This is a genomic window from Candidatus Falkowbacteria bacterium, assembly GCA_013336275.1.
Lineage (GTDB): Bacteria > Patescibacteriota > Patescibacteriia > Patescibacteriales > GWE2-39-37 > JAAXUA01.
The window spans coordinates 200,436-218,183 of the sequence record JAAXUA010000002.1; the positions used below are offsets into that span (position 1 = coordinate 200,436).

At 52.5% G+C, this 17,748-nt stretch carries 4 protein-coding genes; all 4 read left to right on the plus strand.

The window, feature by feature from the left end; translation table 11 throughout:
- The first annotated feature begins 132 nt into the window (after nt 1–132).
- Nucleotides 133–600: an Hsp20/alpha crystallin family protein gene (locus tag HGA34_02585; protein NTW22413.1), complete on the plus strand. Its 468-nt coding sequence runs from the start codon at nt 133–135 to the stop codon at nt 598–600.
- Between the two features lie 17 nt (nt 601–617).
- Nucleotides 618–2,450: a hypothetical protein gene (locus HGA34_02590; protein NTW22414.1), complete on the plus strand. Its 1,833-nt coding sequence runs from the start codon at nt 618–620 to the stop codon at nt 2,448–2,450.
- Between the two features lie 481 nt (nt 2,451–2,931).
- Complete coding sequence (locus HGA34_02595; GenBank protein NTW22415.1) at nt 2,932–16,023, plus strand: hypothetical protein; 13,092 nt, start codon at nt 2,932–2,934, stop codon at nt 16,021–16,023.
- A 96-nt stretch (nt 16,024–16,119) separates the two neighbouring features.
- Nucleotides 16,120–17,745 carry a hypothetical protein gene (locus HGA34_02600; GenBank protein NTW22416.1) on the plus strand — a complete coding sequence of 542 codons (1,626 nt, stop codon included), beginning with the start codon at nt 16,120–16,122 and terminating at the stop codon, nt 17,743–17,745.
- The last annotated feature ends 3 nt before the right edge of the window (nt 17,746–17,748 follow it).

Sequence of the window (17,748 nt, forward strand, 5' to 3'; positions counted from 1 at the left end):
AGATGAGTTTAGTTCGCCGTTCTGAATTTTGTCCAAAACGACGTTCGTGCTATAATTAATATAATAATTTCGTGAAATTAATTTTGTCTAATAAGGCGCGGTCGACAAAGTCCGCCGCACCCAGCAAAATGTATGTCTTTCCTGGATAAATTAAAACGCAAAGTCGACGTATTGGAAGAGGGCAAGCTGAAAGAGGTTGAAAATGGCGAAGCAAAAAAGGAAACTCTGAGCAGCGGGACCAGCTACGCCCAGCTTGATGTCGATATATACGAAACGCCTGAGAAGTATGTAATCTTAGGCTCGATCGCCGGAGTCGATATCAAGAACATCGAGCTTTCGGTCGGTGAAGAGAACGACGTCCTGATTATCCAAGGGAAGAAGGAGTCGCCGATAGATCAGCTCAAGGCCGGTGAGTCCAAGATCGTGCCACATCATCAGGAATGCCAGTGGGGAGAGTTCTATCGCCAGATTATTTTGCCTCAGGAAATAAATCCCGAATTGATCGAGGCTTACGAAGAAAAAGGCGTTCTGGTAATCATTCTTCCGATGCTCAGGCTGCAGCGGGGCAAGAAGAATATCCAAGTCAGCTTAAAAGCTTGAAATTAGATTGATATATTATGGTTAATATCAGAACAAAAAGAGTTTGGCATTTGATTCTGACTCAGGTCCTGGTGCTGAGCTTTTTGTTTTCTGGAGGACAGCCGACTCAGGCAGCCGGAGCCACCCTCCTTCTTTCGCCAAGCAAGGGCAGTTATAATGTCGGAGCGACGTTTTCAGTCGGCGTTTATATCAATAGCGGCGGCTTAAGTATCAATGCGGCCGAAGCCACACTCGCTTTCGACAAGGACACTTTGAAAGTGAACACCATCAGCCAGTCAGGCTCTATTTTTGAACTTTGGACCGCCAAACCTTCATATTCCAATACAAAGGGTACTATTAATTTTGGTGGCGGCGCCACCTCGCCGTATAAAGGCAGTTCCGGTAAGGTTTTTTCAATCAGTTTCACCGCCTTGAAACAGGGCCAGGCCCAGGTCAGTTTTTCCGGGGGCATGATTACCGAATACGGACCAGAGGGCAAGAATGTCTATGGCGGTGCTAACTCCGGCTCTTACACCATCGCCGAAAAGAAGCCCGAGGTCATAGATAAGCCGAAAGTTGTGCCAAGCGACAGTACGGGCAATAGCACGACCAAGGATACGAACACCAAGCCCAAGCCGGCAAACGATAGCCAGACCGAAACCAGTTCTTCCAAGGGCTTGTTGCCACCGGCTCCGGAAATCACTTCAACCTCGCATCCCAACCAAGAGGATTGGTATCCGGTTGACAAGGTTGCCTTGGATTGGAAAATACTGCCTAGCATCACCGGCGCCAGCCTGCTGCTCACCGAAAGTCCGAGCTCAACTCTGGCCAATACATCTGATGGCGTAATCCAGACCAAGACCTATGAAAAACTGGCCGACGGCAAGCATTATTTCCATATCAAGCTGCAGAATAGCGTCGGCTGGGGCCCGACAGCCCATCGCAAGATCTTGGTCGACAAGACGCCGCCCACCACTCCGCGATTGGAGATTGACAACGGCGGAGACGCGACCAACCCGAGCGTACTCTTGCGCGTATCGTCGAATGATATCACTTCCGGCCTGAGCAAGTATAAGTTGGGATTCAATAACACTGACAAGGACCTAGAGCCGCGCGACTATATCCTTTCGCCGTATCAGATGGAGAAGCTTCTCCCTGGCCGCTATACGGCATCGGTCAATTCTTATGACAAGGCCGGCAACATGGCCACCTCTTCCATCACTTTCGTAGTCGAGCCGCTCAAGGCGCCGATGATAACGGACATGCCGAAAGAAATAAAGACTCGGGACGACCTGATAGTCCGCGGCGCTTCATTCTACCCTAATTCGACTATCAGCGTCTTTATCAGCAGCAATGGGGGCGATCCTGTAAAGAATGACATCAAAGCCGATGAGAATGGTGATTGGAATTATTTCCACTCCGGCAAGCTGGCCAAAGGCAATTATGAAGTCTGGGCCAAAGTCACGGATGATCGTGGTGCGGAGAGCCTTAACGGCTCGAAGCAGCCGCTCTCCGTTGTCGCCGTGGATTATATTACCGCCTACGGCTTGTATATCATCATCTTGCTGGCTTTCCTGATCATCTTGCTGGTTCTATACATCATCATCCTGAAGAAGAATTTCCGAGCAGAGAAAGCCAAGATCTTGGACGAAACTTTGGAGGCGCAGAAAAAGGTCAATGACATTTTCTTGGCCTTGCAAGAAGAAGTGGATGAGCTGATCATCTATGCCGATAAAAAGGCTGGTTTGTCTGAGTCGGAGCGGAGAATCAAGGAAAAAATCAAGGAGGCCTTAGATATTTCAGAAGAATTCCTTAATAAGGAAATCGAAGACATCGAAAAAGAAATTATCGTCTCCAAAAAGAAAAAATAGCAGAATTGTTATCCACAAGCAGATAGTTTTTCAAGCGACCGGCCCAAGCCGGTCGCTTTTTATTTGAGCTGCGATTTAGTTTTTGTTTGGTTTCTATTTGCGGATGGGTGCATAGTTATTTATTCGTATAAATATTTGGCTAATAAAAGTGTTTTTATCGCATGCTCTCATGCCAAGTCTGACGGAGCCGAACGGCTCTCTATCCGTTGAAATACTCAACCGATAGAGCTTGAGCCGACGGGCCAAAATCTGGTATAATATGTATGCTGGGCAAAGTGTATGCAACTAATTTTTAAATGTAAAAACCAGCACAAAACATAGTTTCCAACGCCATTTTCCTATGCTTGTCACGTTCGAAAAAAACAAAAACCTATTGTTTAGGATTTTAGTTGTATTTGTATTAATATCAGCTTCTTTTTGCTTGTTTCAAGTTGCTTCCAGACCTGCCGAGGCTCAAAACCAAACCGGCCAAACCAGCAGGTTGAATATTTTTCCTGGTTCGTTCGATCCCGTCGATGATCAGTCGGGGCTCGCTTGGAAAAAGATCGGCAATGCTTTCGTCAACGATCTTTCAGAGAATGCCGATTTGGGCGAGTATAATCAGGACAACTCGGCCTTGATTATGAGCTCGATGACCGGGTTAGGAAGTTCAGTCGACACGCCGGTGCCCACCTCGAGCGCACCCGTTGAATCGGCCGAACCTCAGGAGGTTCCGAGTGCGGAGCCCGAGGCTGCGCCAGATGGAGGCCAACAGCCTGCATCAGAAACCGAGGCCCCTTCATTGGAAAAAGAGAAGACAGGGGAAGAAATATCGGAACCGGAAGCGGCGTTGCCGACTGAACAGGTCGAATCCGCGGTTGAGCCACCCGCATCGGCCGAACCATTATCCCGCCTGATCAAGGGTTTCTTCGGCAGTTTGCTTCCCGATTTTTTCAGCGGCTTAGAGGATGCCGGAGTCAGTGTTACGGCCCTGGCTGCTAATTTTTCCAAACTCGATACTGCAAGCGCCCAAGATGTGGAAGAGGTGACAGTTCCGGGTGTGGCCGCAACCTCTACGCCTGATGCGACTCCTCCAGCGATGGCGTACGCAGCGCACGACATGATTCTCAAAGATTTCAGCCTTCCGGACGGCTTCAGTTCGAGCACGATCGCCAATGTCCAACTGCGGCTTTCGTTGGCTGCCCAAAGCAGCGTGGAAGAGGACAGGTTGAAGATTTATTATACGCTTGATGAAAACTGGGAGGAGATGGGCCTTCTTGACCTTGGAGACCAGCTGTCGAATCAGAGCAATAACGGCTATTTCCTATTCGGACTGCCAATTTTCGAGTCTTGGGAAAAGCTTGGAAAGCTGCGTATCAAGGTCAGTTATCTCGAAGCCCGCACCGGGGATGAGCAGCGTACGGTCGAGGCCTTCATTGATGGTGCTTGGCTCGAAGTCGATTATGACGGCACGGATAAAGCGTCGATCAAGAGCGACCCTGGCCAAGATGATGAAGCGGCAGCCAAGAATAGCGATGAATTCACCTTGGACCTGATTTCGGGAAAAGATAATTTCAAAACAGCCGACAATCCGGAATTCAATTTCCTATATCAGCGCAAGCAGGGCTTTATCGGCAAAACCATCTCCGAAGTCCTGGGAACTTTTTGGGACCAATATGGCGGGATCGAGATCGAGGCTGCAATAATCGATGCCGGCGGAAAACGGACCCCTGTAGAAACGAGCCTCGACTATCTGGCAGACGGAGAATTCAGGATCAGGCTCAAAAATCAGATGCGTTATGTCCGGCCCGGAAAGTATTCAATCGAATTGAAAATCAGTGATGGCGACAAGTCATACGTCCAAACGCAGGATTTCAGCTGGGGCGTCTTGGCGATAAATGCCAGCAAGTCCGTTTATGTTCCTGGTGAAACGGCTTTCCTGCAGATGGCAGCTTTGGATGACTTCGGCAACACCATCTGCGATGCCGACCTGTTCTTGGAAGTTACGGCGCCTGACGGCGGCGTCGCTTATCTCAATACCGGAAACGACCTAGTGGTGCGCAACAGCGCCTGCGGGCCGAATAACGTAATCGATACCCCTGATTACTTCGCTCACTACGGCGTAGGTGGGGCAGGAGTTTATCAGTTAAAGCTGATCGCCCGCACGCCTAACGGCAACAAGGAAATCACCGACTCTTTCGAAGTGCGTGATGCTGTGCCGTTCGATGTCGAGCGCGTCGGCCCGACCAGAATATACCCCTTGGCCGACTACAAGATGCGGATCAATATCCGGGCGAACGAGGATTATGCCGGAGACATTTCCGAAGTCGTGCCCGGACCATTCAAGATAGTCTCCCAAGAACTCCTGCTTAACGGCTCACCGCTTGGGCAGGGCGGCAGGCTGGATGTGACGAACGATGGCCACGACGGCAGCGTCATGACCTGGCGCAACATCAGATTGAAACAATACGACTCGTTATCGATAGTCTATGAGTTCGACGCTCCTGACATTTCTCCTGAATTTTATCTCTTGGGTCCATTGTCCATTGGTAATTTCACCGAGGCCCGCAAGTGGCAGATCGCCTCAGATGCGGTTTCGGTCGTTCTGGCGACCGCCGGCTCCGGCGTTAACTGGACCAATGCTGCCAATGCTTGGAATGGCACGAACAACACCTATGCCTCCAGGGACATACCGCAGGGCGGCGCCAATGACTCGGCTAACTATTTGAAGGCAACAGCTAATAGTGCCACCGACTTGGGCGGCACCATCACGCAGGTCGAGATCGGCGTCGAAGGGTACGTCGAGCGAACTACGGTCAGCGCCTGGCTCCGTCCATTGTTGAATGGCACAGCTACGGGTACGCCGCAACAGATTCCCGGAACAACCCTGACAACCGCTGACACTGGTGCGACTTTTTATGTCGATATCACAAGCGCCAGCTCTTCTTGGACCTGGGCAAATATCCAGAATTTGGACGTATTGGTCCATGGCAGCAGCAGCGCGGCGCAGAATCGATTTCTGTATATCGACCAGATCAGTATCAGGGTGACCTATACGCCGCCGAATTCAGTACCGACCGGACTAATCAATAGCGCGATACAAAAGACCGACGGCTCTGGCAAGGTCGATTTCGCATTCAATGTCAGCGATGCCGATGGTGACACCTCCAAAGCCAAGATAGAATACGTCGCCGGCTCGAACTGCGATTTCGCTTCGCCGGGCGACCCGACGATAGATGCCGCGACGACGGCCACTTTCGGTGCGCCTGTAGTCGATAATTCTTCGGCCTATCAGGTCGGTACGACTACTGGCTGGATATTGACGGCCTCCGGCACCAATACCGTCAATGTCGACTGGAACTCGAAAACCGACATTCCTACAGGAGATGGCGTTTATTGTATGCGGCTGACGGCCAATGACAAGTCGGATGACCAGACATCGCCAGCGACCACCACTGTCACGATTGATAATATGGCGCCGACCGCGCCAGGGCAATTGGCCGCTACTACGAGTCCGGCGGGAAATGGGGCGCTCTTGTCCTTCGGCGCCACCTCGACCGATAGCAACTTCAGCGAGTATAAGATCTATTATAAAGTCGGGTCGTCGGGTGTCACGGAAAACGATCAGGTCTTTGACAAGGACCTTGATGGCGACTTGGATTACGCGAATTACAACAGCGCCACCTCGACCACCATCGATGACCTTGCGCCTTTGACGACTTATGTTTTTTCCATCTGGGCTTATGACCAATATGGCAACAAGTCAAGCTCGAGCGAGGTCACGCTGACTACCGGCAAGGCTGCACCGTTGCGAGCCAATTCGGTGATCTTTTTGGCCGGACAATATTCCTCTAGCGACGGCGCGACCGGCCAACAATCAGACACTGACCAGACGCTTCCGGCTTTCGACTTCAAGCTGGCCGAGACAGGAGCCAAGATCAAGAACGCCTATCTGGTTTTCGAGGGCCACTTCGAGTCATATGCCAACAATGCCGGCAGTTACACCAGCCATAAGCTGGCCTTCGACGCTTGCCAGCAGCCTTGCACGGCCAATGCCTTTACGGGCACCGGCAACATTTCCTTGACCGATAGCACGGTCCTGGCTTACGACGAAACCGGCAGCAACCAGGTTCGGTTGGTTTTGGACGTGACGAACGAAGCCCAGCTGGCCGCTTATTCTGGTAATGGCTCTCTCCTGTCAGGACAGGTCGGCTATAGCATCAATAGGGGCACGGCAATAAATTCGATTTCAGCTGCCAAGGCGACCTTGGCAGTCACTTACCAATATGACGAAGACGATACCGATAGCTACACTAATACCGTAGTTTATCCTCTCGAATCGACAGTGGCCGGTGATCAGGGTACGCGTCGGGCCGTTCAGGCGGATGACTGCACGGTCGATAGCACTTGCCCGATTTTCGCTTATAACATGGATATTCCAGAGTTCGGCGAAAAGCTTTCCCAATGGTTCCAAACTTATAATCAGAATGATGGCAACAGTACGGCTGACATGAACTCCAATGTGAATATCCAGGGCACTAATTTCGACAGCAATACTTATGTCCACGAGTCGGCCCTGGGCGGCACTCAGGGCGGATCGCCAGTGATCTATTTTTATGATGTCAACGGATATGCCGAGAGTACTGCTCAACAGCTTGAGTATCACGCCACCAGTCCTGGAGCTACGCTGACCTATTATCTTTTGGGCGGGGAAGTCGTCGAGACGTATGTGGCATCGACCTCGGCGGCTACTAAAACCCGTACCGCCGTCATACCAGTAGGTGTCGTCAACAACGGTTTGACAACGACCAAGACGGGAGCTACATCTACTATGTATTTCCCTGAGAACGGCCAATCGACTGGCGTGGTTTCTATCAAGAAGGCCTGGTTCAGGATCATTACTAATAATTACAACACTGCAGCCAATACGGTCACCGTCTCGACCAAGGTCGGTACCCGGGCTGAAACAGCCGGCTCGGTTTATAATTACAATCAGGCCGGAACTTCGATCAAGCCGTCATTCAACATCATTCACGTCATACCGTCGGCCGATTACGCTGAGCTGCAATCTGCCAATGCCACGACACCCAAGGCGGTTTCCGTCTATACGCAGAACAGCATCGGCACATCGCACGGCGGCACTTCTGTTGAATTGGTCATCACTTATAGTTATACGACCGAGGTATTCGGGCACCTGTCTTCACTTTCGCTTACGGCCGGGCAGACCAATGTCAACGGCAATAGCCAGAACGCCACGACCTCGGTCGCCCGCTTTTTCGCTCCCGAGGCGCCGAATTCCAAAACCCTTATTTCGGGAGGCTTGTTGGCGAGCTACCTGCTTTCCGCCAGCAACGGCACCATGCCTGGCGCCGGTCTGACTATTGATGCCAACATTTCTACTGGTACGCCGACCTGTACTAATGCCTACAACTCCCGACCGGACTCGGTCAACGCCTTCACTGAGTTTTATAAAGACGTGACTTCACGCCTGTCGGTCACTAATAATCAGCGGTATATCGCCTGCTATTCCAACGATGGCGGAGCGAATGCCACGGCTGGCGGCAAGATGAACGGCATACTTCGCTACGTCTATCGTTATGACGCTCCGCCGGTCCAATATCGGCAAGGGGATTGGCGCTGGTATGACAATGCCAATAGCTTGGCCCCTGGACCGGCCCGGGGTGGCGAAAAGGCAACTACCACCGGCGTGAATCTCTCCGATGTCGTGCGCTTGCGTCTCAATGTCGGATCGCTGGCGGAGACGGCAGTGACCTCGAGCCAATCTTTCAGGCTGCAGTATGGCCTAGGGTCGAATTGCTCAGCTATCGTCAGCTGGTCTGATGTCGGAACAACGACCAGCGCCTCACCTTGGAGAAGCTATAATAATACGAACGTAGCTGACGGGTCTTCGACTGCCAGCGCCTTGCTTTCGACTTCGAATAAGTTCGAAACCTATGAAGAGGACAACCCCACAAGCCTTAATCCGCAAGGCTTGGACGAAGGGGAATATGGCGAGTGGGATTGGGTCTTGTATAATAATTCGGCCACATCTTCATCGGACTATTGTTTCCGCATGACCAAGAGCGACGGAACGATCTTGACCGATTACGGCAGCTATCCGGTGCTGACTACGGCTGCCAGCAATACCGCGCCTAATCTGCCTGACAACCTGATCCAATATCTTGGAGCGGCCGGCACGACGACGATAGCCAATCAGGCCTGGATCAACCAGACAACGATCAGGCTGCTATCCGACGCCACCGACGTGAATATAAACGAATCCATAGGTCTTTATTATGAATTGATTACTGACGGCACCGCCTTCCGGTCGTCGACGGTCAGGCCGACCAGCACCTGCGCCTATGGCACGACCTTCGCTGCCTGCGCTTCCAAGGTCTGGGCCGCCACCTCGACGCTGGGCGACTATCGCTATTCCGCTTTTGTGGCGACGACCAGCATTACGGCATTGCCTCAGGATTATAACGGGTACAAGTGGCAAGTCATCGCTTGCGACGACAGCGCCGCCTGTTCGCTTTGGAATAAATACGGTCCGAACCCCAATTTCAGAATCGACCTGACCGCGCCGACCGCCCCGGGCAGCTTGACGCTCAACAGCCGCAGCGTAACGAGCATCACATTGAATTTTGGAGCCTCAACCACTGAGGCGAATTTCGATCGATACCGCATCTACTACAAGAAGGCGACGACCACGGTCAGTGAGTCGGACACCCAGCATTCGGATTCGGATCTCGATTACATAAATTACAACGGCACGGCTACTACGACCGTGACTTCACTGACGGCCGGTTCGACCTATGTCTTCAATATCTGGGCCTACGACCTAGCGGGCAACAAGACAAGTTCGACCCAGGTGCTTGTCGCTTCAACCACCAGCTCTTTCACTCCGCCGTCGGGTAGCATCATCACTACGGCTCAGAAGACTGACGGGTCAGGCGCGATAGATTTCACCATTTCTGCGCAAGACCCGGATAATGACGACACGTTGCGGGCCAAGATCGATTATGTGGCCGGAGTCGGTTGCGACTTTTCTTCTCCTAGCAAAGCGACCATTGATACGGCCGATGCCAATACTACCGCTACCTATGGCGACCCTAAGGTCGACCAGGCAGCGACTTACCAGGTCGGTACTACCTCCGGTTGGATAGTGACTTCGTTAGGAAACAATTTCGTACTGTTCGATTGGCTGTCAAAGAGCGATATTCCCAACATCAACGCCACCTATTGCGTTCGTTTGACAATCAATGACGGCTTGTTCGACCAAGCCACCTCCTCAACCAAGCTGATATTGATCGATAATATAGACCCGGCCAATCCAGGCAATCTATCCCAAATCAGCAAGAACCATAATTCGGTCAGGCTTGGCTTCGGCGCCCCGAGCTCCGACACCAATTTTTACCGGTACCGCCTTTTTTACTCGACGTCCTCTCCCGTAACCGAAGCCGGAAGCGAGCAAGCCGACGGCAATCTTAATAACGTCGGGTATAACGGCGCGACTACAACCCTGGTTACCGGTTTGTTGCCCGACACCCAATACTACTTCAAGATCTGGGCGTATGATGATTATGGCAACAAGGCCAGTTCGTCCCAGTTGGCCATCAGGACGAATGCTTACCCTTACAGCCTGGCAGTCGGCGGCCAAACTCAGAGCAATAATAGCGCGATTGCCAACGGCGCTTGGACGCCGGAAAACCAAATCAAGCTTTTCGGCTCAGCCAAGGATCCTGACACTTCCGAGGTGCTGACGCTTTATTTCGAATTTCTGCCCAATGCCAGCTCATTCAAGACGGCAACTACGGTCCCGGTAGGCGCTTGCGCATATGGCACGGCATATAATTCCTGCGCTTCCAAGATCTGGTTCGTGTCATCAAGCTCGCCGGCTGATTATTCAGTCAACCCTTTCAGTGCCACGACCAGCATTACCGGCATTCCGGATAGCGTTAGCGGCTATAAGTGGCAAGTCCTAGCTTGCGATGATGACGGCAGCTGTACTAGTTGGCAAATTTTTAATGCGGTAACTCCGAACGTCAAGGTCGACACGACCCCGCCTACGGCCCCTGGTGCCCTGACATTCAACTCTAAGACCAGTACCGAAGTGACATTGGCGTTCGGCTCCTCTACATCCGAGACTAATTTCAGCCAGTACAGGATTTTCTATTCGACCTCGACGCCGGTTACGGCAACATCGAGCGAACAGACGGATGCCAACCTCGACTTCATTAATTATAATGGCGCGACTCTGACTACGGTTCCGAACCTGTCGCCGAACACCCAATATTATTTCAATATCTGGGCTTATGATTTGGCCGGCCTTTATGCCACCTCGACCGAAGTGGCAGTCACGACCAATCCGACGGTTTCAACCCCGGGCGTCTATTTCTACACCAAAAATACACGAGTTTTATTCTACAGGGTCTGGAGCGGCATCTCCTGGGGAGCGGAACAGTCTGGCCCGACTTTGGGCAGCGCCGCCGGAGACAACATCCGCCATATCGATTCGATCCGTTCGGATGACGGCGGCAAAGTGGCAGTCTTGGTCAAGACTTGGGACGGCACTAACCAGGAGTGGTGGGGCACGGTCTATCGGGTGGCCGCCAATAATTTTGCCACCTCCTCCATCCTTGGAGCCGCTCAGAACAACGCTACAACCAACAATCTGATTACTGGGTGCATGGGGAGCTTGTCTAGCGGAGAGTTCTTCGTGGTCAGGAACAACAATGCCGCTAACGGCACTTTGGTTTATTCCTGGTCGGCGACGGGCGGCTGGGTAGCGGAAGGCGCCGGCCCGAATCCGGTAGCGGTCCTGACCGGCTGTCAGCTGACCAGAAGGCCCAGCTCTGACAATTACCTCCTGACGACTTTCGATAACGCGGTCGATCTCGGCAGCGCTTATTATACCGGAACCTCGACCTATTCCAACTCTTGGACGACCTGGAACGAACATTCGACCAACGAGAATAATGTCAACAATTTCGTCGGCGAAAGCTTCTTCGATCCGGGAGATAATACGCGCGGCGCCATCAATTACTCGAATAGCGCCGTCAACACCTATACCAATGCTAAGAATTTCCTGGCAGACGGCTCGAGCATCTCTTACGGATCCGCATCGACCAGTCCGCAAACTGCGCCAGACAATTGGGGTGGCGCCTTTGTCCAGGGTAAATTTTCGGCCGACTTCGGCAGCATCGGCTTGGCTTATTTCGCCGGCCGTGATGCGAGCGACCAGCTGAACGTTTATAAGGTGGATATTACTAATGGCACGCCTGATTGGTCGACGGTCACCAATGGAGACAATATTTCCACCAGTACGCTATACAATGAGACTAACTTCGCTCAGATGCCTTTCGACATCGCTTTCTATAAATATTATAGAGGGGTTGTCGTTTGGAACGCCGCCGCCTCGACGACGCCTAAATATCGTATCCTAAACTCGACCACGAACACGATTGACGCGGTCAATACGGCCGTGCAAGGAGCGACCTCTTCAGTCTGGACCCGCGTCAAGCTGTACAAGGACCCGAATGAGATCGAGCTCCTGGCAGCTTTCCAAAGCACGAATATCAATTACGGAGCAGTTTTCTTCAATGGAGCCGCCAATCAATTCTATAGTGCCGGCAATCAGGCCTGGCTCAATGTCGCCACCAACACCGGTGCCTTCAGCGCGAACGATGCTGCAGTCTCCTTCACCTATACCGCCGGAAATTCGGCACCGAACACGCCGACAGCTTTACTGCAGCAGCGCAGCGACGCCAGCACCACGATTGCCAATGGCAATTGGACCAACCAGAATCAAGTCTATGTAGGCGCAAGCGCCATAGATCCGGATACTAGTGAAGTCATCACGCTCTACACCCAGCTAGTCGCCAATGCTTCCGCTTTTGCCACCAGTACGGCCTTGCCTTCAGGCGCCTGCGTTTGGGGCACTGCCTATGGCTCATGTGCCTCCAAGATCTGGTTCGTGGCCTCAAGCTCACCTGGTGATTATAGCGTTACGCCTTATTCCAACAAGGTGAATATCACCGGCTTGCCTGACTCCGCAACCGGCTACAAATGGCAGGTAATCGCATGCGATGATTCTTTGTCGACAACCACGGCTTGTTCCAATTGGGTCGCATTCAACTCCACTCAACCTAATTTCAAGGTCGATACGACAGCCCCGACGGCGCCTGGCGCTTTGACGATCGCCTCGAAGAACAGCAATAGCGTCACTTTGCGTCTGGGTGCTACTACGACCGAGTCAAACTTCTCCTCATACCGCATTTATTACAAGGCAGGGGCTTCCGGCGCGACCGAAGCCGATACCTTGCAGAGCGACGCCAATCTCGGATTCATAAATTACAACGGCGCGACGACGAGCTTAGTGATCAACCTGGCTTCCACCACGCAATATGTCTTCAATATCTGGGCGTATGATCTGGCCGGTAACAAGGCGACGGCCACGCCGGAGGTCTCAACTACGACCAGTGTCGGTCCGATTATGGCCCAGACCTCATATATCTTCGAGAATGATGATGGCGCCAATGTCAATTCCAATTCTTCGGCCGCAGCGGCTTCGACGAGTTTGGCTAACCTGAATAAGGGAGAGCGTTTCGATGCCCGCATCCAGATTGAGAATCGCGGCGGCGACGTCGCTAGCAACAAAGTTTATAAACTGCAATTCGAGAACCAGACCGATGCGCCAGGAACTTGGGCTGATGTCTCTAATAATTCCGGCATCGCTTATGGTCTGGGCATCTCCGGCAACGATGGCGATGCCGTCACCTCCGCCAAGGCTAGCGCTAACGCCAATGCATGGGTCAATGGAACTTGGCACGAGGGAACGAATCTCACCTCAGCCAAGACCTTGGCCAACGGCCAGTATACAGAACTCGTCTTCGCCTTGCGCACCAATAACGCGCTCACTGGCAAGACTTACCGGCTGCGCCTCTACAACAGTACGGATAATAAAGTTTTGGAAGTTTACAATAATTATCCTGCCGTTTCGATCGTGGCTAGCGAAACAGTCAGGCACTCGAAAGGGAACTACCCCAGTCTGCCGACCGGAACGACGGACCTTACCTACTATCTCGACCCCAAAGGCTACGGCGATGTGGCTGCGGATGATAATTCCAACCGTGATCCGTTGACCGTTACAGCCCAATATCCGATCTTCTACTTCGTGACCAAGAATTCGACCAACACCCAGGCCATTACCGCAACTTGGAACGGCCAGTCATCGATATCTTCGGTTGGATCCAACATGTATCTCCAGGTTTATCGTTTCGGTACGACTAATGCCTGGGTGACGGTCGACCTGGAAACGACCTTCTCTGCCAATACGGACTTTACGATGACGGCTTCCTTGAATTCCAGACTGTCAGAATATTATGACGGTTCGAACTGGACCTACTGGCGCGTCTATCAAGATGCTGGCACCGAGACTCTGCGTACGGATTATTTCAATGCGACTTTCTCGGCTCCGGTTGCCGATACCTGGCAGAAACATTACCGTTGGCGCTCCAATTTCGGCAACGAGACAACGGCTTTCTGGCTTGAAGCCGAAGATGTGGGAAGTCCGACCGCTTCAACCTCGCTCCAAAAGAACGTAACGACCCGCCTAAGGCTATCGGCGGCCAATACTGGAGGCGGAGCTGCAAATCAGCAGTACCAGATACAATACGCGACTACGACCGGCAACTGCGCTAGCGACCCTGGCGGCTGGGCGACGATTCCGACCTCGACAACCCTAGCCTTCCGCATGTCCACGACCACGACCATCAATAATGGTTCAAGCACCACGCAGCAGCTGGCTAATGCCGAGGGTTACACCTTCGTTCCAGGCCGCTTAGTCAAGGACCCGTCAAATAAGGCCACGACCACGACGCTTGCCGAATCGAGGTATACGGAAATAGAATTCGCCTTCTTCGCCACCAACAATGCCGTGGATAACACCACTTATTGCTTCAGGATGACGGACAATGGAACGCCGCTCAATCATTATGACCGCTATGCCGAATTAACCGTCAATCCGAACGCCAACGCGGCTCCGACTTTCGTAGTCGACCCTTCAGATAACGGCTCAGCTACCAACACGCCGACAAATTTCGGCGGCCAAATCGCCTTTGCTGCCACAGGCGAAGATACGGACAACGATAGCTACTACCTGGCAATCTGTCAGACTAACAGCGTTGCTCCTGGGAACGATGCCCCGCCGACCTGCGGTGGCGGCAGCTGGTGCATTTCAAGCTTGGCCTCCAGCACGCAGGAGGCGACTTGCAGCTACACGGCCGCCACCTCGAGCGAATCATCGGCTTGGTACGGTTTTGCCTGCGATAAGAAGGCTGGCGTCGGTGTCGGCCGTTGCTCAACCGTTTCCCAAGGCAACTGGGGCAATGAGGATGACTCACCGTTCGCCATCAATCACCCCCCGACTTTCACCAGCGTTTCGACCCTGGTAGATAATCAGAACCCCGGTTCGAGCTTTACCATTACCACGGTCTCGCAAGACACTGACTCTTTGGGCGGTGCCGACACCCTATCTTTGTTCGTCTGTTCGACCAGCACCGCTACCTTCTCCGGCTGCGCCGGCGGGGCAGGCAACACGGTCTGCTCGGCCGTGGCCACCAGCTCGCCCAACGCCAGATGCAGCTTTACCGACGTGGCGCCGACTCCGGCCGGACCGAAAACTTACTACGGCTTCCTCTTCGATAATCATGACATGGCCGCGGCCGCCAATTATCGCACGAACACCTATACCATCAATAACGTCTCGCCAGTCTTGGGTAGCCTGGTCTTGAATAGCAGTACGAATATTACCTTGAATAGCAAGGGAGCAGGTGACAAGTCTGTTTCGACAATCAACACCTCGATCGTTGATCAGAACGGCTGCGCCACCGGGTTAGTCAGTGCCACGGCTGTTATCTATATGTCCAACGCCACTAATGGTTCGAACTGCACAGCTAACGACAACGATTGCTATCAGATTACGACCGGCAATTGCGTCAAGAGCGATTGCACTGACGATAATGATACGACTGCCACGTATACGTGCACGGCAGGTTTCAAGCATTTCGCTATCCCGACCGATGATGGAGCTACGGGCAACCCTTGGCAGCCTTATAACTGGCTTTCTAGGTTGCAGGTTTATGATGGGGTCAACTATGCTGCAACCAGCTCGCCAGGAGTAGAGGTCCTTGCAAGCCAGGTCCTTGATGTATCCGAGTCGGCAATCGATTATGGCAACAACCTTTTTGCCGGAGACGATACAGGCACTTCAAGCAGGGCTACTACGGTAATCAACTATGGCAACTCGCCCATAAATACGGATCTTTCTGGCACCGATATGGTGGGCGCTCCGACCGGAACTTTAGCTGTTACGCAACAGAAATGGTCGCTAACTCAGAATTTCAACTATCCTGTCGGAACTTCACTTACGAACGTCGACCAGACGGTCAACGTCAATTTGCTTAAGCCGACCACCACGGCCGACGTATCAAAAAAGATCTATTGGGGCATCGGCATCCCGTTCGGGGCTGAGTCATCGGCCTATACCGGATCGAATATCTTTACCGCCATACTCGATGCGCTTAACTGGTAACCGTAAATTTTATCGGTTTGCTATATTTGTGTTATAATATCTGAGTACCAAGCATGCCGGACTGAGCCGGCCGATTCGAGATAAACTACATCATCAATGCCCAAGAATCGCCAATTAATATTGAACGTGATCATGCTGTCCGCCGCCTTAGTGGCAGTTGTTTGGACTAGCTATGATTATCTATATCCGTTATTCGGGCCAGGCAAGGTCTTTTTCAAGGCGGCAGCGGCAGCGGATGAAGCTTTGGCAGACAAAACGCCGCCTCAGATCAGCGATATCGCGGTGGCAGACGTTTCGCCGACCTCAACCACCATCACTTGGAAGACCGACAAGGAAGCTGACTCGCTAGTCAATTTCAATATCAGCCGGGATTACGGCATTACCCGCGATTCGGCCCTGGTCAAGGAACATCGGCTGGTCATCCCGGAGCTGAATCCGTCCCAGCAATACTATTACCGCATCATCGCCGTTGATAAGAATGGCAACCAGAATATCTCAAATGATTTTGTCTTCACGACCAAAGACCTTGAGACCAAGACGACTACGCCAGTGACGCCGCCAGAGACCCAGACGCCCACCGAAACGCCGGAGCAGAATCTCGGCCCGGGCAACGGCGCCGGCGAAGGAGGCGGTTACAAGGATCCGCCCCAGGACGAGACCCAGGTGGTTAGAGAAACCATGAATTTGCTCGAGCAGCTTGACAGCGAAGAGAGCCTGTCTTTGATCGAGTCGAAAATCCAGCAGGTGGCCGAGGAAAAAGCCAAACCCCCGGTCATCACCGGCGACTTCGCCAAAGTCGAGGTGGGCACTGATTTCGCCAAGATCACTTGGAAGACCGACAAGGAATCGGACTCGATCGTGGCCTTGGCCGCCGAAAGCGAGTACGCCCCGAACGCAGCCAACCCTTATCGCTGGAAAGAGGGCGAACCGAATCAGATGGTGCTGGTCCACGAAGTCATGGTCAACGGATTGCGCCCGGCCACGACCTATCATTATCAGGTCACTTCCAAGTCGAGCTTGGGCCTTGAAGGCGTCAGTGAAGACAACACGTTCAAGACCAAGTCGATCATGCCGGAAATTTTCAATATCACCATCAGCAAAGTCCAGGAGGATTCGGCTACGATCGATTTCAATACTAACGTGCCCTGTTCTTCGATCGTAGAGTATACCGACTTGAGCACTAATGTCACTAAGCTTGAAGGCAGCACGGCCGTAGTCAATACCCATTCGATCCAGCTGAAGAACCTGAAATTCGACAGTTATTATTCAGCTGTCATCAAGGTAGAGAACGAGCAGGGAGAAAAGGTCGTTTCCCAGCCGATCACCTTCACCACCATCAAGGATATCCAGCCGCCCGTCATTTCGAAGGTCAACACCGAGTCCACGCTTTACCCCGGCACCGACAACAAGACGCAGACCATTATCAGCTGGCGGACCGACGAAGGGTCGATGTGCCAATTCTTTTACGGCCAGGGCCTGGCCTCAAGCAAGGACGCCAGCACTTTGGCCAAAGAAGAAGATTACATTACCAATCACGTCCAGGTGGTGACTGAGTTCCAGCCAGCCACGGTCTATAAATTCTGGATCGAGTGTTATGACAGGACCAAGAATAGGGCGAAATCCGAAGACTATACCATGTTGACGCCTACACGTGAGCAAAGCATCTTGGATTTGATCATCAAGAATTTCGAAGGCACCTTCGGCTGGCTTAAAAAGAAATAAGAA